The following is an 18,279-nucleotide window of genomic DNA, read 5'->3' as shown; positions in this document are numbered from 1 at the left end:
GCGCTGGCTTTTTTCATATTCATATGAATTGAAGAGTAAGGCAGATCCGTTTGGCCAGCAGGGGGCTCCCTGTGCAACACCCACTCTCCTACTCTTTCTCAAGGAAATGCTTTTTCACCAGGCCATCGGCATCAGATGGCCTTACATGGCCCATCCATTCATTGCCAACAATTGCTACGGGAGCTTCTTTGCAGCGACCCGTACACTTGGTTTTTATTACCTTGCTTACCTTTTTAAGCTTGTTCTTGTCCAGCGCTTCTTTAAAAGACTTCTGTAGAGATTTGCTATCTGACTTGCAGTCAGAGCCGGTGCAGACAAACACAAAATTCTGTATGTGGCTATAATCTTTCTTTCCCATGCTTGTTCATTAACGGTAAAGCAACAGTTGAGGCTTTACTAAAGTTCTAACCAATTACCCCTGCCATCCATTGCATCAGCAAACCACAAATATAGGCTCCATAGGTGCCCAGGGCGTAGCCTAAAACAGCTAAAAGTACTCCTACAGGCGCCAGAGACTCATGAAATGCCGAAGCCACCACTGGTGCAGAAGCCGCTCCGCCCACATTGGCCTGGCTGCCAACAGCCGTAAAAAAGAAGGGGGCCTTGATCAGGTAGGCTACAAACAACATCACACTCACGTGCACCAGCATCCAGATGATGCCTACCACGAAAATTCCAGGGTTATCGGCAATGGCTGTTATATCCATGTGCAAACCAATAGTAGCCACCAGGATGTAGATCATTACACTGCCCAGGCGGGAAGCACCCACCCCTTCCAGCTTGCGTGCCGATGTAAAGGACAGCAAAAGCCCTACCGTGGTGGCAATCACAACAATCCAGAAAAAGCCGCTGGTTAAGCTAAAGTCAGTAAGCCATTTGTAAGGCAGGGTGTAGGCTTCTCCGGGATTTACTGCTTCGGTGCTGGGTGCTACAGCATATACCCTTGTTTCTGAAACCTCCTGCAGCCAGGGTGCAATAAGATCTGCCGCTAAATGTGAGAGCCCTACAACACTAAACCCAACACTCAGGATAATGATGGTATCAGTAAGGCTCGGCATTTTAGCAATGCTCAGGCGGTACTCTTCTATACGCTTGCGCACATCTGCAATGGCAGAGGCATCTGCCCTGAATAAACGATCCACACGCCTGGAGCGTCCGGCCCCGAACAGCAAAAAGGCCATCCAGATGTTGGCTACAATTACATCTACAGTTGCCATAATGCTGAAGATACCGGCACCATACTGATCTACCTCGAACAGCTCTTTCATGGCTGCCTGGTTGGCACCGCCGCCAATCCAGCTACCGGCTATGGTAGACAGGCCCCGCCAGATCGCATCACCACTTACTATATCAGGGTTAAAAATAGATACTATCCACATGGCAATGGGTCCGCCAATGATGATGCCCAGTGTACCTGCCAGGAACATGATCACAGCCTTGGGGCCCAGCTGTACAATGCCCTTGAAATCTATGCTGATGGTGAGCAGCACCAGGGCACCCGGTAGTAAGTAACGTGATGCCATAAAATACAGGTTCGACTCATGCGGATCTACAATGCCAAAAGTATTGAGCAGCGAAGGCAGAAAGTAGCAGAGCAGCAGTGCGGGTACTACACCATAAAACTTTTGCCAGAACGGATGCGAGCTTTTAGAAGTATAGAAAATAATGCCTAGCAGGGCCATTAGTATGCCAAACACTACGGCATCATTAGAAATTAAAGCTTCAGACTCCATAAAGATGGTCCTAGTGGTTCTAAAACCGGAAAGATAAGTAAAATTTCCTGCCCTCCCCTAAAACATCAGGCTCATAAGATAAAATAAGAGCATGTTTAACCTTTAGACTTTTTGCGACAAAAGCAGTAAGCAGACTTGCACTCAAATGCTTAAGCCACTAAAAAAGCTTACAGAGGTTTGGCTGAAAAAAAGAACTGAACGTTCAAAAGTATTATGAAAGGATTCCTGATTTTGTTACCTGAAACCCTACCAGCTGCAAATTAAGGCAAATGGGAGGGTTAATGCCTATATAGCAAATGCCGCGCTTCCATTTCATTTACCATGCTTACAAACTCGCTTAAGATCATGGCGGTAGCACCCCAGACCACCCGTTCATTTACAGGGTAGTAGGGCGTTCTGATCCGGTAGAGGCTGCCGGGTGGGGAGTCGGTAAAGCGTATAAAATTTTCTTCCAGCAGATCTTGCAGAGATAGCTCCAGCACCTGCTCCACCTCTGCAGGATCGGGTTTAAACTCGGGGGCAGCCGGCATATAGCCCACTACAGGCAGCACCACAAAATTACTTGGGGGTATGTACAGCTCTGACAAGGTTCCCAATATTTGCACGCCCTGCCGCGGAATACCCATTTCTTCTTCGGTTTCGCGCAGGGCCGTGTAGATGCGGTCAGGATCATCGGGCTCCCCTTTTCCGCCCGGCAGGCTTACCTGACCGCTGTGGTGCCCTTCGTACTGTGGCCGCTGCATGAGGGGTAACCAAATGGTATTTTGCCGGGGGTAAAGCAGTAGCAGCACACTTCCCTGCCGTGCATCGGGCCGCGGCTTTATTTTAAAGCGCACATCCTGCTCGAGCTGCGGCGACATAAGGGCCTGGGCTTTGATACCCGGTAATGGCTGCTGCAATCGATCTTTCAGTGCTTTAATGAAGTCTTCCATCATATTTAAAAACAAAAAAAGCTTCCACTGTTTGGTGGAAGCTTCTCTTTAAAAAGAGTAGTCTGTTCTTCTCTTTAAGTAAGAATTTCAGGCTGCTCTCTCACGTAAGAGATTTATTCTCCGGTCTCGTTCTTATCGTAGCTTATTTTAGGAATCTGCTTATCGATCATATAGCGGCCCACACCTTCTTCTCCAATGGTATCGAAAAGTTCAAGTGCGCGGCGTGCAATGTACTCCTCTTCGATCTGCTCTTCGAGGAACCACTGCAGGAAGGTAGCAGTTGTAAAATCCTGCATCTGGTAGCATTTTCCTACAATGCGGTTAATAGACTGGGTAATGGCTATTTCCTGCTCCAGAGTTTGTTCAAAAACAGCCCTGAAAGAATCGTAATCCTGCTGAATACCAGTTACTTCCGGTGATACAGCATTACCGCCAACATCCAGTATATATTTGAAAATCTTCATCATGTGGCCTCTTTCTTCTGAAGATTGCCTGTAGAAGAAGTTAGCGCTGTTTTCAAAGCCATGCTGGTCGCACCAGGATCCCATGGCCAGGTATACAGCAGATGAATGTGCTTCGCGTTTTATTTGCTCGTTCAGAGCGGTTTCTATTTCTTCTGTAAGAGATGTCTTACGTCTTAATAAATCTTTCATAATCAAAATTGCTTGTGCGTCTCTTTCTTATACTGACGAAAATACATCTAAGTTGCCTTATTGCAATATCCCCAGCTAAATTTGGAATTGTTCTAAATCCGAATAAGACAGCATGGATATGAGCAGTCTGCAAGATTGTTGCCAGTAAGCCCTTGTGATATACCGATGCAGGTAACAGGCTGCAGGTGATTCAGTAGGCCATTAATGCCAAAGAATATTACATTAAAGCATCAATTGCGTGTGCAAAAAATATAGGAAAAGCTTTTCCCCTCCTACCTAGCAGAAAGAAGCAGAACGGCGAAGGCGCTCATGCAGGATTGAGTTTAGCTCCATCATAGCCCTGGTACCATTCAGGAGGTCCTGAAACTCCAGCACATCCATCACTGTAAGTACAAAGCAACGATCACAACCGCAGGGAGTGAGAATTTCCAGATCGTGGGCACGGCTGGTATTGGTTAGCAGCTGCTCTACATTGATGTTGGCAGCCAGCTTTTTAAGTGAAAAGAAACAGGGCAGTTTCAGCAGGGAACGCCTACCGTACCACTCCAGTACTAGCAAACTACGCAGGTTGTCCTGATAAATGCAGCCGTTCAAAGTGCGGTATAATTCCTTAAGGTGCTGATCTTGCATAGGTCTAAAAGTTCATAACACAAAGATGAGGCTTATTTAGATTAAATCCAAATAAAAGCTATCAACTATAGTTATCATAACCTTTCAGGATATAGAGGGTTATTTGTTTAAACAACTGACAAGATCATGAAACATATTTCTTTAATTATAACATTTTTCTCCCTTGTTTTTGCTTTTCAAAGCTGCGCTCCCACCAACCTCACCTACCACGAAGCGCAGCAACGTAACCTGCGGAAACTTGATACCGAAGCACAGCGTACCGATTCAGATTTTCTGGTTGAGGCCGCAAATTATAACCTCCTGTTTATCGATATTTCTAACAGGGCAATGCAGGAGGGTTATGCCCGTGTAGTAACAGACTTTGCAAACAATGCCAATACCGAGTACCGTCGCATGCACGACGACCTGAAGAAGCTTGCAAAAGATAAGAAAATGTCGCTGCCTACTACCATGAGCGACCGCCTACAGCAAACATCCAGGGAGTTGGTTACCAGCGATAGAAGAGCTTTTGATAAAGGCTACCTCAACACCATGGAATCACTGCACGAAAATGCCATCAGGCTGTACGAAGATGCTGCAATAAGAGCGAACGACAGTGATATCCGTGCTTTTGCCGCTGCTAAGCTTGATCTGATCCGTGCCAACGAAAGAAGGGCCGACGAACTGGAAAACCAGCTGCTTTGATGCAACGTTAAAATTCTATAAGCACTACAAACATGAATCATCCCGAATTTTTAAGGAGCTAGCGTTCCTAATAGAAGTGGCCTCTGGAGATTTCCAGAGGCCACTTCTATTAGCAGTACAGTCATTGCGAACGCAGCGAAGCGGAGTGTGGCAATATGGCATCTATGCGCGTAGATGCCAGATTGCTTCGTCGTGCCTCCTCGCAAAAACTAGTACCTTTAAGCAAAAACAGCCTTGGAATAGCATCCAAGGCTGTTTTTGCTTATTTTTTCCCAAATCAAAATTCTGGATAATTCATATTTGTAGTCTGTTTCAGCATTAAGATGCTCTCAACAAATTTCAGGAATCTACAGGCTTTGTAAAAAACATGCTGTAGTTATTACTGGCAAAGCTCCTGCATTGCCTGTATGCCGGAGGGTTCCTCCTTTTCGGCAGATATTTTCCAGGCTGCACAGGCCTTATCAAACTGGTTCTGGCGGTAGTAAAGCTCACCCAGGTAGTAGTTTACCTCATCCAGGAACGGGTCTTTCTGTGCTGCCTTTTGCAGATAATTTTCTGCCTGTTCAAACTGCTCACGGTACAGCAACAGAATTCCCTTGTTACGGTATACCCAGGCGTTTGTAGAATCTATCTGCAGGCTTGCATCTATGTCGCTGGCGGCTTCTTTATACTTTTCGAGCTGCGTGAGCACAAAACCCCTGTTGTTCAGGAAGTACGGATTTTTAGGCTGAAGGCGTACAGCCCTGTTGATTACTTTCAGGGCTTCATCATATTTCTTTTGTTCAATCAGCAGCATCGCCAGCGCATTGTAGGCATTGGCCTCGTTGCTGTCCAGCTTTATGGCTGTTTCCAGGTCGGTGCGGGCGCCGGTAAAATCAAGCTGATCCATCTTAACGATGCCTCTGTTCACATATGCTTCAGCATTTCTGGGATCCAGCGACAGCGCCCTGTCAAATGCCATCAGTGCGGAATCTCTTTCCTGAAGATGGTTATAGGCCAGGCCTTTTGCAAAATAAACATAGGCCGAATCCTGGTAGTCGCTGGAGACCTGCTTCAGATCCTGTAATGCCTGGCTCCAGTTCCCGGTTTCGAGATAAACATTGGCTCTATTGAAGCGGGCATCGGTATATTCAGGGCTAATCTGCAGCGCTGCTCCGTAATCTTCCAGGGCCTGCTCATACTGGCTTGTCTTAAAATAAGCTATTCCACGGTTATTGTAAGCATCTGCATATTTAGGATTATGCTTCAGTGCCTGGGTGTAAAGACGGATGGCTTCGGGGTATTGTGCCTGTTGCAGATAGGTGTTTCCTTCCTGTAACAGATCATATGCTTTTTCTTCATTGCTGGGGTTACAACCAAGCACCAGTAAAAAAAGCAGTAGAAAGTAGGTATACTTTTTCATTTCCACCACAAATATAGAACCCACTGCGCATTCGTTCATACTTTAGCAGCAAAAAGAAAACGGAAGGGCTACTATTTGGCAAGGAGGGCCAGTAAACTGCCTGGCTGCAGCAGCTGTGTTGCTAAACTACTGGCACTTTGTTGTTCAAATTCAACAGAATACAGGAATGGGTGTGGTTAAAAGCTACTGTTATCTTTTCCTGTTCTTGTCTTTCACCTCCCCATCTTCTTCATCATCTATTGTTTTATCTACCTTGAGCGGGGGCTTTTCTCCTTCATCGGTAAGGCGGGGAGTTTCGTAATCTTTATCCAGCACCTCCTTTACCTTATCGCTCTGCACTTTCACATACTCTGCTTCTCCTTTCTGCGAAATGCGCCGGTAGTATTCATACACAGGCACAGCATAGTGTTTTGGCTCTATGCGATGTCCGTAACGTTTTGCCCAGACAGCTGTAAAAGCCGCCCCTAAAAAGAAAATAAGGCTGGCATAGGAGGTCCAGAGCAGAATAAGAATAATAGAGCTGGCAGCACCATAGGCAGAAGCAGGATCGGTTATACCTATATACCTGGCAATAAGCGCCTTGCCTAAAAGAAAAAGTACAGATGTTACAAAAGCACCAATCCACACATCGCTCCAGGATACATTAGCATCTGGCAACACTTTATAAATTGTAGCAAACAGCAGCGTAATCACTGTTACTGAAATCACAAAGTTAACAACGTCGATGATATAAGTTGAGTAGCTTGAATAAACATCTATATGCTCTGTCATGTACCCGCTGATAGCAGTAACAACAGAAGATACAATAAGAGAGGTCAGCAACAGAAAGCCCACCACCAGCACCATACCAAAAGCAAAGAGCCGGTCCAGGATTAACTGTTTGAAGGCCCTTTCAGGTATTACCTTCAACTCCCAAATATCATTCAGGCTTATTTTGAGGTGAAAGAAAACCCCTGTTGCTGCATAAACCAGGGAGGCAATACCTATGATGGTAGCAATGGTACTACGCTGGGCTTCACTTGCCGCCAGGATGGTATCCTCAACCTGGCGGGCACCTTCAGAACCCAGTATGTCGCTTAGCTCACGATAAACCTGGCCCCTTACTGTTACGCCACTAAAAAACTGCCCGGTTACGTAGAATATCACTACGAACAAACCGGGCATTGAAAAAACGGTGTAATAAGCAATAACGGCGCTTAAACGGAATGGATCGTTCTCCATCCACTTGGTATAGGTGGCCACAAGCACTGACCAAACCGTTACAGCACGCCGTTTTATTCTTTTCATCCGCCTACAACCTCACCACCATTGATATGAATGATCTGGCTGGTCATGTAGGAACCATCTGCAGATGCCAGGAATACATAGGCGGGCCCTACCTCACTGGGCTGTCCGGGACGGTTCAGAGGCACTTTTTTACCGAACTCATCTACATTATCCATGGTGCTGGGAATCAGGGGAGTCCAGATGGGACCCGGTGCCACACCATTTACCCGTATATTTTTCTCTGCCAGGTTTTTGCCCAGGCTGCGGGTAAAGGCCGTAATGGCTCCTTTGGTGGAGGAGTAATCGAGCAGGTGCCCGCTACCCCTGTAAGCGGTAACACTGGTTGTATTGATGATGCAGTCTCCCTCCTGCAGATGCTCAAGCGCCGGCTTGGTTAAATAAAACATGGAGAAGATGTTGGTGCGGAAGGTTTTCTCCATCAGATCCAGATCCAGGTCATCCATCTCGTCTGTGGGGTGCTGCTCGGCTGCATTGTTTACCAGTATATTCAGCTTACCATACTCGTCTACTGTTTTTTGCACACACTGTGCTGCAAAATTACGATCACCAAGGTCTCCGCGCAGCAGCAGGCATTTTCTGCCTTCTTCTTCCACCATGCGCTTGGTTTTACTGGCATCAGCATCTTCGCTGAGGTAAACAATGGCAATGTCGGCTCCCTCACGTGCATAATGCACGGCAACAGATCGGCCAATGCCACTATCACCACCTGTAATGAGTGCTACTTTGCCTTTTAGTTTATCACTGCCTTTGTAATCGTCCCTGATCACCTGCGGCTCCGGCTGCATCTGCGACTCCTGGCCCGGCGTTTTCTGGGACTGATCTTTTATTTTATCTGACTTTTGTTCGGGTGCGTTACTCATATTCTTTCAGTGCTATTTGTGATTTAAAATTTAAAAGGAGCAGGCATTGTACAGCATATACCAAGAGCATACTGCTGCACCCCTGCTGGCTACAGGGCATGGCCGGAGCACTAAGCCCTGTTTACCTCGCTCTCAAGCTTAAGCACTTCACTGCCATCCTCCTGGCTAATGAGGAGCGCCTTGTTTCCCGGCTCCCCTTTCCTGGTTATTTCGGAACCTTTGATGGTACGTTTCACTTCATGATCGTACGTTTTTTGTACTTTACCTTCGGCTGTGCCTGAACCCCAGTTCCACTTAACTTTTGTGCCTTCCCTGATCATACTGCAATAGTTAAAGTTTAAAATACAGAGTTTAAACAAAGCTTTCCGGCTTATGTTTCTGTATTACGAGCGAATCTGTAACCCTGGCTAACAAAGCAGGCACTTAAGGCAAAGTCAGGCCATCCAGGATATTTTTTTCAAACCGGAACGACCTGGCATTCATACAATTCCGGGAAACAGTACTTTGCCACAACATTTCAACCCGAATGTAATACCAAAGTGCCTGCTTAATATTCAGAAAGCACAAAAGCAACAAACTGTTAACCCACTGTTTCGTAGGTTATACAGTGAGCTTCGTATATTTTTTTAACACATTAATTTTTTAAACACGATGGCTTACAACATTTACACAAATCTTTTTTACGGACAAACATTATCAAGCAGACCTATGAGTGAATCAAAAAAAACAACAGATAAAGAAACCATCAGAAGCTGGGCCGAAGCCCGCAATGGTGTTCCTGCATTTGTAAAAGGAACAGAAAATAATGATAGTGGTGTACTGCGCATTCATTTTCCGGAAGCCAGCAGCAGTGACAGCCAGTTTGATAAAATCAGCTGGGATAATTTTTTTGATCAGTTTGAGAAAAACAAGCTGGCCATGGTTTACCAGGATAAAAAAGATAATGGACAGACAAGCACCTTTTATAAACTGGTGAGCCGTAATGATAAATAATCCGGGCTTTTACCTGGACAGTAAACTCCATAAAGCCAGGTTAAAAAGGCAGCCTTTAGCAAGCAGGGCTGCCTTTTCCGTTTATAAGTTTTAAGGCCGCGGTGAATGTTTTCAGATCAGGGATGAAGAATAATCTTGCCTATATTCTGCTGTTCTTCCAGCATTCTGTGGGCTTTACCTGCTTCCAGCAGGGATAAACGTGCATGAATAACCGGTTTTATTTTTTCTTCAGCCAGCAAATTGATCAGGTTTTTCATGGAGTGCCGCAGCAAAGGTCTGTTCTGGATAATACTGAATAAATGAAAAACGCTAACGGTGTGACTGGGTGCCGGGTTGCGGGCAAAGGCTTTCAGGATATTTGCTCGGGGCATACCACCACTGATTCCAAACCATATTATTTGCCCCAGAGTATTCAGCATCCTGAAGTTATCTTTGAAGCCTTCGCCACCTACGGAATCCAGGATCAGGTCTGCACCCTGCCCATAGGTACAATCCATTACCTTGCTTAATACATTTTCTGTTTTGTAGTTGATTACCTTCCAGCAGCCGGCTTCGCGTAAAAAGCGGGCTTTTTCATCGGTACTGGTTAGTCCGATAACCCTGGCGCCGGCCAGCTTTGCTAACTGCAGTACGGCGGTACCCACTCCGCCGGCAGCAGCATACAGCAGTATGGTTTCCCGCTCACGCACCCTGCGCATGGTGTGCAGCATATGCCAGGCGGCTAAATAAGTTACCGGCAATGCAGCTGCCTCATCCAGGTCTACACCGGGCGGAATGGGAAAAATCCTTTCCTGGCTAACCGCCAGGTAACTGCTGTAGCAGGGCTTGCCAAAAACCAGCACTGCCTGCCCTGCCGTGAAATTTTCAACACCGGGGCCTACCCTTTCTATGTATCCGGCACATTCAGCTCCGGGTGTTGCGGGAAAATCGGGCATATAAGGATAATGCCCCCTGCGCACCAGTATATCAGCAAAATTTATGCTGATGCTCTTTACTTTAACAAGCACCTGACCCACCCTGGGCACCGGCTTATGTATCTGTTCCAGTTCGAGCACATCTGTGCCACCGGTTTTATACATTCTGATCGCCTGCATGGTTTCGGCCATAAAAAATGGGTTTACATGATAAAAACCTGGTAATTCAGAAGTCAGTACCTGCTTAAACTACTGAATATATGAAAATTACCCGAAACATTACAAGTACAGCTTTTGCAATAATACCGGAACGGCACTATTCAGGGAGAATTAGTATTTTCGCGGCATGTTTTTCATACTCTCCAAAACCCTGGGCCTGTTGCTGAACCCGCTGGTGCTGCTGATCATATTACTGCTACCGGCGCTGTTTCTGAAAAAACCGCTGCTAAAGCGTATTTTCCTGGCTGCGTTTGCCTTTTTCTCTATTCTATTCACCAACCCTTTTATTACCAACGAGGTAATGGAATGGTGGGAGGTGCCTCCGGTGCCCTTTAAGTCGCTTACAAAGCCATACAGCACAGCTATTGTACTTTCGGGGGTAACAGTATCAGACAAAAGCCCACACGACCGTGTTTACTTTTCCAAGGGTGCCGACAGGGTAATGCATGCCGTACAGCTCTATAAAACAGGTAAAGTACATAATTTACTGCTTAGCGGTGGCTCCGGCTCGCTCGAAGCCGATACCGTAACGGAGGCTGAACGTATGCGGCGGGTAATGCTGCTTTCCGGCGTACCCGATTCGGTAATATTGGTTGAAGGAAAGAGCAGGAATACACACGAGAATGCCCTTTTTACAAAACAAATGCTGGATAGCATAGGGCAGGAACAGCACTACCTGCTGGTTACCTCGGCCTTTCACATGAGGCGTGCGCAGGCTTGCTTTGAGCATGAAGGGCTGCAAACCGATGCCTTCACCACAGACTTCTACAGCTCCGATACACCCTATGGGTTAGATAGTTTTCTGCTACCTCGGGCAGAGGCGATTGTTGCCTGGGATAAGCTGATCAGGGAATGGGTTGGCCTGCTGATGTACAAGATATCGGGTTACGCATAAAAGAAAGAGAGTAGCACTTTGCTACTCTCCTACCCATATTGTTTTCTGGTTCAGGAACTCATACATGCCCACATCGGCCAGCTCCCGGCCATAGCCAGAGAGTTTAACACCACCGAAAGGTACTGCAGGGTCGCTGGCCATCATTTTATTCACATATACTGCACCGCTTTCTATGCGACGGGCCAGGGCAATACCCCGTTCCTCATCTTTCGTCCATACCGAGCCCCCCAGCCCGTACACAGAACTGTTGGCGAGGTCAACAGCTTCATCTTCGTCCATCACCCTGAATACAGAAGCCACAGGGCCAAAGAGCTCTTCTTTATATGCAGGCGTGCCCTTGGGTATGTCGGCCAGTATGGTAGGGGTAAAGAATGCACCTTCCTTATCGGGCCTCTCGCCACCCAATACCAGGGTAGCTCCTTTTTTCAGTGTTTTTTGTACCTGCTCCAGCAGATCTTCTGCAAGATCTTCGCGGGCCATCGGGCCATAGTCTACATCATCGTCCGTTGGGTCTCCTATTTTCAGGGCCTCCATTTTTTCGCTGAACTTTGCCAGGAACTCATCGTGGATCTTATCCAGCACAATAAAGCGTTTTGCTGCGATGCAGCTCTGGCCCAGGTTTATCATGCGGCTTTTCACAGCCCATTCGGCAGCTTTATCAAGGTCGGCATCATCGAGCACCACAAACGGATCGCTGCCGCCCAGCTCCAGCACTGTTTTTTTAAGCCGTTTGCCTGCGCGTGCAGCCACAATACCCCCGGCCCTTTCGCTGCCGGTAAGGGTTACCGCTTTTATGGCTTTATGATCGATAAGCTTTTCGGTTTTCTTGCCCCCTATCAGCAAAGACTGAAATACACCTCCGGGAAAGCCCGCCCGCTGAAAGATCTCCTCCAGTGCAAGGGCTACCTGAGGCACATTAGAGGCATGCTTTAGAATACCTACATTGCCGGCCATCAGGTTAGGGGCTGCAAAGCGAATCACCTGCCAGTACGGAAAATTCCAGGGCATAATGGCCAGTACCGTACCAATTGGCTCATAAGAAACAAACGCCCTGCCCTTCTTTACATTCAGGGGCCTGTCTTGCAGAAACAATTCGGCATGTTGGGCGTAGTAGCGGCAGGCATCTGCGCATTTCTGAATTTCAGCTCTTGCTTCCTTCAGGGTTTTGCCCATCTCGAGTGTCATGAGGTGGGCGTAATGTTCCAGGTCATCTTCCATGATCTGTGCGGCTGCATTCATGCATTCCACGCGCTCACTAAAGGGGGCCTTGCGCCAGTGGCGAAATGCATCCTGCGAGAGATCCAGTACATTTTTTATATCACTATCAGAGGCCTCGTTAAATTGACGGATCGTCTGGTTATTAAATGGATTTACTGATCTTATACTCATAGTTTAAAAAACTGCCTTATCTGTAAGATGTTTGTAATTGACTTTTGTACATATATAAACTTTAGTTGCCGGCAAAAACAGCTGTTGCTGCCTCAGGTGTAAACTTCGTGCATGCCTTAACAACTGGTACTCACTACAACGATTTATACATGCAGTTGTCACAACGTATTTTAAAACTTCACGAAGTAAAGATAAGTGAAGTTCCTGTTTTGGGTATAAATCATAAATATGTTCAGCGAATTTCAAAGGCAGCAGCCACTGCAGATAATAAAAGCTGTAACCCCTGAATTTCATGTAGGATAAGTCGGCCTGAACAGTAGGAATCTAAGCTTTCAGCCTATATTTTTGAAGGATCATCAAACAACATTATGAAACAACCACCCTTACGCTTTCTTGAAGTTATTTCGTCGCTGCTGGCTTTGCTTGCCGTATGTGTACTAATTGCTCTGGTTGTAGTGATACAACTACCACGGCCAGCAGAAAACACCCCGGGCAGCCCACAGACAGCCCAGGCAAGTGCCGCACCTGCCTATGATGAGCAAAAAGCGCTCGCTGCAGGCCTGCAGCCGAGCCCTACCGGCAAACAACTTTTCAACAACAACTGTAAGCAGTGTCATGCCATTGATGCGGTTGTGGTAGGCCCTGCCCTTGGTAATGTTACCAACAGAAGAAGCACAGAATGGATCCACGCTTTTGTAAGAAACTCCAGCAAGGTTATTCAGAGCGGCGATCCTGTGGCAAAAGAGTTGTACGAAAAATTCAACAAGACCCAGATGCCTAACTTCAACTTTAATGATGAAGAGCTTAACGCACTTATAGATCATATTAAATTTGAAACCAGCGCCTACGGCATGTAGCAACCCGGGGCAAGAGCATTGAATACCGGGCTTATCAGAAACCTGCTACAGAATAGCCTTCCTGCCGGAGGTGGTGGAGACCGCCCTCTAAAAAGTAAACCTGTGTAAAACCTGCCTTTTGCATATACTGCAGGGCTTCTTCACTGCTTATGCCATCGTGGCAATAGAGATAGTATACTTTACGGCGGTTCAGGCGGTTGATGGATCTTTTGAATGCCTCCGGATTATCGAAAGCCAGGTTGAGTGAATTGGGCAGATGCTCCTTATTCCACTCGGCCCTGTTGCGCACATCGATGAGCTGCCCCGGCTGCTGCTGAAGTGTGTACACAAAAATGTTAGGAGACAGACTGTAATCAGCTGGTTGTGAGCAGGCAAACAGACTTGCAATGACTATAAAACATGCAAACCTATAGTAATACTGCCCCTTCATAGCTAATCCTCCAGAAATGATTCTACATAAAAATAAAAGCGAAACAACAGCAAATTGTTTCGCTTTTATTTTGTCATTTATGGTAATAATTATAGGGATTAACCTACTCTGAAAAAGCTTTTATGCTGCTATACTCCACTGCTCTGATTACAGGCAGGAATAGCTACCGCTAAAAGCGTTTACATATAATCTTTGATGGCTTCTCCCAGGTCGTATACCCGGGTATTTTTCAATGCCGTTTCCATAATGCTGAAAGCCGCTGCAGAACGGTAACCGGCACCACAATGTACCACAACAGGCTTATCCACTGGCACCTCTCCTGCCCTTTCACGCAACTGGTGCAAAGGAATAGGTATGGCATGATCAAAAATTTTGCCCTGCCTTACTTCTGCTTCGTTCCGCACATCAACAACCGTATAATTTTGGGGAGCTGCTTTAAAATGCTCCAGGATAAGAAACATATCATGCTCCTCGCCTGGCGACTGGTTTACCACTGCTCCTTTTATATTGCTTTCGTAGCCAATTTTGGCAGCTTTGCTGATAAGCCTGTCCAGCATTTCAGCACTATCGGCAATCAGGTAAAATGGCTCCTCTGGCCCTATGATACTACCCAGCCAGGTCTCAAACTTTGGCCCGTCCATTAGGTTAATGGCTCCTTTGATGTGGCGGTTCTTGAACTTTAGCTGATCTCTGCTGTCTACAATTACCACCCCAGGTTCCAGAGGCTCTTCTGCAGTAAGGCGCTGTACCTGGCTGATGCTCTCCTCAAAATCCGGGGCACCCGTTTTATTAAGTACTATTCCCCTACTGAAATACCTGGGCATATGGGGCTGATCTGCCAGTAGTTTTTCAACAAACGCCTGTTCAGACATCTCCTGAAGGGCATAGTTGTGCTCCAGCTCCCTGCCAATGGTACTGGTGCGTTCATTACTGATGTTCCTGGCACATAAGGATCCCGCTCCATGAGACGGGTAAACCAGCACATCCCGGTCCAGCTCCCTAATTACCTCACGAATGCTCCGGTACATCTGCTTTGCCAGGAACTCGGGCTTTGTCTCTCCCTTACCTTCTGTTTCCCGTAAATCGGGCCTGCCTACATCGCCTACAAAAAGCGTATCTCCGGTAAAAACAGAATGCTGGCGGCCATCACCATCAACCACTAATACAATAATGCTGTCCAGGGAGTGGCCCGGGCTATTAAAAGCTTTAAGTTTTACTGCTCCAAGTGCCAGCTCGTCGCCACTATCAAAGCCTGTATGCGGATACTCCGCTTCAGCCTTTCGACTAATGTATATGGTTGCGCCTGTTTTCTTGTGCAGCTCCAGGTGAGCACTTATAAAATCGGCATGTGTATGAGTTTCTATTACTGCAACTATTGCTGCTCTATGTTCCCTTGCGTAGTCTAAATAAGGCTTAGGATCCCGCCCGGGATCTATCACTGCTATTTTGCCTTCGCTCAAAACTGCGTATGAAGCCTGTGCTAGGCCTTCGTCATAAAATTGCTTAATCTTCAGCATAAAAATTTTGGTTTAGCTGGCTTAGAACATAAACATACCGGAAGGGAAATGTTCTACGGCTTAAGCCAGAACTACGCCAGATCAGCGCCGCAAGCACGTGGTGCCTTAAAACAGAAAGGAAGGCCCTAAAGCCTTCCCTCCAATGTGTTTGTGTTCAGAAAAGTATTATTTAATCCAGTTCCTCACCAGGAGGTAATCCAGGAAATAAGTCATTTTAAGTGAAAAGGTGTGGGTGTGAGGCTTGCGTATAAAATGATTTACGTTTTCTGAAAAGCCGGGACTGTAACCCTCCAGCCAGTCTTGCGATGCATCTTTCCAGGCGAAGGTAAGGAAACTGCCGGGAGCTATCTGCCAGCTATAGAACAGGTCTATGTTAAAGCTGTTGAAATTCACATCAGGATCCATAACGCCATCCTGATCCTCATCTGCAAGGTAATCGGTTGGCAGGGTGGAGCCATCTGCCTGCAGGCTCATAAATTCACTGTCGTAGCGCACCCGGCTCCAGTAGTAGCGGGCACGCAGGTTCAGGCCCATCTTGTTGTTGAAGGTAAGGTTAAGCCTTAGCGAAGGCTCCAGGGTCTGTATATGCCTGTTCCCGATAATGATTGCCTCCAGGGCCCCGTTATCCTGCTCAAGGGTAGTAACGTATCCGCGCTCATTTCTGGCCCTTGAGTAGTTAAGACCTGCATTAACAGAAACATTATTGCTTAACCGGTAGCGTGGTTCAAACCAAAGGCCCCAGTCGCGCGCCTCCCAGGCTTTACGGGTAAACCGCCAGAGCTCCACGCCTGCTGCAAAACGCTTTCTGCGGTCGGTACCCACATACAGAAACTCGTGATGACTGGGCAGGCGTGTAAAATAATAACCTTCCACACGGGGCTCAAAGTAGTCGTGACTGTTAAAGGGGGTCTGGCTCTGGCCAAAAGACAGGTCCCAGAAATTCCTGAACTGTACCCAGCCATTGATGTCGCCACCCGCGTTGGTGAAGGTAGAAGGTTTATAGAGCCGTTCGTACGACAGGTTCACATTTATCCCTCCCTGGTTAATGATCCATACAGGTTCAAAAACCTGGTAGCCCATCCATAAATAATGGCTTACTTCATTTGGAGCCTGTATCATGCCCAGGTCATTGATATCGTAGCGGTCACTTTCCACATTGCGGCTTAGCCTGAACTGGAAGTTGCCACTGATCTTACCTGCAGAAAGTGCATAGCGGTAACCATCGCTGCGCTCCCTGAAGCCGGTATTAGGATCGGCATTGGCCCAAACATAGCTAAGGGCACCAAAGCCCTCTAATTCATACATGTTTTTCTTGTTGCGCAGCCTGAATTCGGTGGCTGTTACATTGGCATCACGACCTCCTTTCTGGCGGGTAACATTGGTATTGAGCAGCGAGATATTTGAGTTGTTCGGCAGGTTCTGGTCAACCACCACAATATTGAAATTTGTTACTGGATCCATGAGCAGCTTTCTTCTCTGCAGCTCGTAACCGCCCTGCAGGTAGCCCTCTGTGTGGCGTATGGTATCCTCAATTTCCAGGATGGTTTCATTGGTTACGGCATTAAACAAACCTATGCCAAGACCTTTGTGGGTGCGGCCCGAAATTTTGGTTGCATTCAGCAGCTTTGCATTTCCAGGAGAACCCACTACTGTTGCTGTTTCCGGTACCTCCCGGTTAAAAGTATTGAAAACCTGGCCTACCCTTCTGCTGTAAAACAGGCCATTTTTATTGAACAGCTCTGTGCCTTCTGTAAAGAAAGGGCGGTTTTCGTCGTACTGCACCTCATAAGGTGAAAGGTTCAGCACCTGGTTGTCTGACTGCACCTGGCTGAAATCAGGAATCAGGGCCATATCCAGGGTAAAGCTTTCGCTGATGCCCCATTTAACGTCCATGCCGCCGCCAAAATTAGTAGAAGTACTGCGACTGGCCCTGTCGTGGCCGGCAATAGCACTAACATAAGGAAATAACTGCAGCCGCAGCGGCGGGTCTATGTTGTTGATACCGCTAAGGGTACCCGACTGGTTTACAAGGCCAGCCACGGAAGCATCTACCGGGCTCCAGAAAGCTTCGTCGTTTTTGCTGCGTACAATGCGCATAAAATTCAGGCCCCACAGCTGTTCCGGTCGTTTGGCAAAGCGTATGGCCGACCAGGGAATTTCCAGCTCTGCCACCCAGCCCCCATCAGTTAATTGTACGGCACTGTTCCAGACGGCATCCCAGGAAACATCTTCGTTATTTGGTGTTATGTAGAGATCGAGCTGAACACCGGCAGAGGTAACTGCAAAATAGAAGGCATTCTGCCCCTGGTTATAGGTATCCAGCACAATACCGAAGCGATCCGCAACACTTTCGAAATCATCGCGCAGGCCCAGCTCCCTGGCAACAGATTCCGGGGCCGGATCGCGCATATACGCTAAAATGTAAAGCGCATAATCGGTATAACCTGCCTTTATTTCTGTAATATAGGGAGAGGTTTCCAGGTTTTTCGGACTGATCTGGGTGAAATTTCCCGAAAACCCAAGGGGTACGTGCTGCCATACCTCATCATCACCTTCGCCGTCTATTTTAGGTTTTTCCGGCAAGGCAGTGGCCTGCATATGTCTTTTTTCAGGTGTTAGTTTTTGCTCCTTTTTGTCTTTTTCACCTTCTTTTTTTTGCTCCTGATTTGTTTGAGCATAGCCGCTGATTGTTAAGAACAACAGCAGGTAAAGAAAAGCACTTACACGCATGAAAAGAAAGATTGATTTTTATGCTGCAGCCCCATGATTTCGTTAGAATAGTATGATTTTTTTACTGGCAGAAAACAGTGTGTGACAAGCTACAAATATACTTTATAATAGGTGTATTGACTAATGATTATGGCTGCTGCCCTTGTAACTTTAG

Annotated in this window: 18 protein-coding genes; 4 read left to right on the top strand and 14 right to left on the bottom strand. The window is 46.9% G+C overall.

Going from position 1 to position 18,279, the window contains the following annotated elements; all coding sequences use genetic code 11:
• Window positions 1-88: 88 nt before the first annotated feature.
• The 5 genes from KWJ01_RS14325 to KWJ01_RS14305 form a co-directional block, all read right to left on the bottom strand.
• The gene (locus KWJ01_RS14325) at window positions 89-358 is read right to left on the bottom strand and encodes a ferredoxin (RefSeq protein WP_224997244.1); all 270 of its coding nucleotides are present in this window, start codon (window positions 356-358) and stop codon (window positions 89-91) included.
• A 46-nt stretch (window positions 359-404) separates the two neighbouring features.
• A complete protein-coding gene (locus KWJ01_RS14320) occupies window positions 405-1,733 on the bottom strand; it encodes a DUF819 domain-containing protein (RefSeq protein ID WP_224997242.1) in 1,329 nt (442 codons plus the stop codon).
• 278 nt (window positions 1,734-2,011) lie between these two features.
• Entirely contained in the window at window positions 2,012-2,668 is a 657-nt protein-coding gene (locus KWJ01_RS14315; RefSeq protein WP_224997241.1) for a CoA pyrophosphatase, read from the bottom strand.
• 110 nt (window positions 2,669-2,778) lie between these two features.
• Window positions 2,779-3,318: a ferritin gene (locus tag KWJ01_RS14310; protein ID WP_224997240.1), complete on the bottom strand. Its 540-nt coding sequence runs from the start codon at window positions 3,316-3,318 to the stop codon at window positions 2,779-2,781.
• Between the two features lie 276 nt (window positions 3,319-3,594).
• Window positions 3,595-3,948, bottom strand: a complete 354-nt coding sequence (locus KWJ01_RS14305) for a hypothetical protein (protein ID WP_224997239.1) — start codon at window positions 3,946-3,948, stop codon at window positions 3,595-3,597.
• A gap of 126 nt (window positions 3,949-4,074) precedes the next feature.
• Here KWJ01_RS14305 and KWJ01_RS14300 point away from each other — a divergent pair, with 126 nt between their 5' ends.
• On the top strand, window positions 4,075-4,632 hold the full coding sequence (locus tag KWJ01_RS14300; RefSeq protein WP_224997238.1) for a DUF4142 domain-containing protein: 558 nt from the start codon (window positions 4,075-4,077) through the stop codon (window positions 4,630-4,632).
• A gap of 379 nt (window positions 4,633-5,011) precedes the next feature.
• On the opposite strand, the gene KWJ01_RS14295 is transcribed toward KWJ01_RS14300, so the two are convergent.
• From KWJ01_RS14295 to KWJ01_RS14280, 4 genes are all read right to left on the bottom strand, one after another.
• On the bottom strand, window positions 5,012-6,073 hold the full coding sequence (locus KWJ01_RS14295) for a lipopolysaccharide assembly protein LapB (protein WP_224997237.1): 1,062 nt from the start codon (window positions 6,071-6,073) through the stop codon (window positions 5,012-5,014).
• Between the two features lie 150 nt (window positions 6,074-6,223).
• Complete coding sequence (locus KWJ01_RS14290) at window positions 6,224-7,321, bottom strand: YihY/virulence factor BrkB family protein (RefSeq protein ID WP_224997236.1); 1,098 nt, start codon at window positions 7,319-7,321, stop codon at window positions 6,224-6,226.
• A complete protein-coding gene (locus tag KWJ01_RS14285; RefSeq protein ID WP_224997235.1) occupies window positions 7,318-8,181 on the bottom strand; it encodes an SDR family oxidoreductase in 864 nt (287 codons plus the stop codon). The genes KWJ01_RS14290 and KWJ01_RS14285 overlap by 4 nt, the downstream gene beginning before the upstream one ends.
• Window positions 8,182-8,291: 110 nt before the next feature.
• Window positions 8,292-8,501, bottom strand: coding sequence for a DUF2945 domain-containing protein (locus KWJ01_RS14280; RefSeq protein ID WP_224997233.1), 210 nt, complete (start codon window positions 8,499-8,501; stop codon window positions 8,292-8,294).
• 388 nt (window positions 8,502-8,889) lie between these two features.
• Between KWJ01_RS14280 and KWJ01_RS14275 the strand changes: the two genes are divergently transcribed.
• A complete protein-coding gene (locus KWJ01_RS14275; RefSeq protein ID WP_224997231.1) occupies window positions 8,890-9,174 on the top strand; it encodes a hypothetical protein in 285 nt (94 codons plus the stop codon).
• Between the two features lie 116 nt (window positions 9,175-9,290).
• Here the strand turns inward: KWJ01_RS14275 and KWJ01_RS14270 are convergent, their stop codons facing one another.
• Window positions 9,291-10,280 carry a zinc-binding dehydrogenase gene (locus KWJ01_RS14270; protein WP_224997229.1) on the bottom strand — a complete coding sequence of 330 codons (990 nt, stop codon included), beginning with the start codon at window positions 10,278-10,280 and terminating at the stop codon, window positions 9,291-9,293.
• A gap of 154 nt (window positions 10,281-10,434) precedes the next feature.
• Between KWJ01_RS14270 and KWJ01_RS14265 the strand changes: the two genes are divergently transcribed.
• Window positions 10,435-11,202: a YdcF family protein gene (locus KWJ01_RS14265; protein WP_224997228.1), complete on the top strand. Its 768-nt coding sequence runs from the start codon at window positions 10,435-10,437 to the stop codon at window positions 11,200-11,202.
• Between the two features lie 21 nt (window positions 11,203-11,223).
• Here KWJ01_RS14265 and KWJ01_RS14260 read toward each other — a convergent pair whose 3' ends face one another.
• Window positions 11,224-12,591 carry an NAD-dependent succinate-semialdehyde dehydrogenase gene (locus KWJ01_RS14260; protein WP_224997226.1) on the bottom strand — a complete coding sequence of 456 codons (1,368 nt, stop codon included), beginning with the start codon at window positions 12,589-12,591 and terminating at the stop codon, window positions 11,224-11,226.
• A gap of 368 nt (window positions 12,592-12,959) precedes the next feature.
• Between KWJ01_RS14260 and KWJ01_RS14255 the strand changes: the two genes are divergently transcribed.
• Entirely contained in the window at window positions 12,960-13,448 is a 489-nt protein-coding gene (locus tag KWJ01_RS14255) for a cytochrome c (protein ID WP_224997225.1), read from the top strand.
• 34 nt (window positions 13,449-13,482) lie between these two features.
• Here the strand turns inward: KWJ01_RS14255 and KWJ01_RS14250 are convergent, their stop codons facing one another.
• The 3 genes from KWJ01_RS14250 to KWJ01_RS14240 all read right to left on the bottom strand — a co-directional run bounded on the left by KWJ01_RS14250 (window position 13,483) and on the right by KWJ01_RS14240 (window position 18,125).
• A complete protein-coding gene (locus tag KWJ01_RS14250) occupies window positions 13,483-13,776 on the bottom strand; it encodes a rhodanese-like domain-containing protein (protein ID WP_224997224.1) in 294 nt (97 codons plus the stop codon).
• 281 nt (window positions 13,777-14,057) lie between these two features.
• Window positions 14,058-15,395, bottom strand: a complete 1,338-nt coding sequence (locus KWJ01_RS14245) for a rhodanese-like domain-containing protein (RefSeq protein WP_370634723.1) — start codon at window positions 15,393-15,395, stop codon at window positions 14,058-14,060.
• A 165-nt stretch (window positions 15,396-15,560) separates the two neighbouring features.
• Window positions 15,561-18,125: a DUF5916 domain-containing protein gene (locus KWJ01_RS14240; protein WP_224997223.1), complete on the bottom strand. Its 2,565-nt coding sequence runs from the start codon at window positions 18,123-18,125 to the stop codon at window positions 15,561-15,563.
• Window positions 18,126-18,279: the final 154 nt, after the last annotated feature.

The sequence above is a fragment of the Cesiribacter sp. SM1 genome, from assembly GCF_020178975.1.
Taxonomy (GTDB): domain Bacteria; phylum Bacteroidota; class Bacteroidia; order Cytophagales; family Cyclobacteriaceae; genus Cesiribacter.
This window is presented reverse-complemented; position numbering and strand designations above follow the sequence as displayed.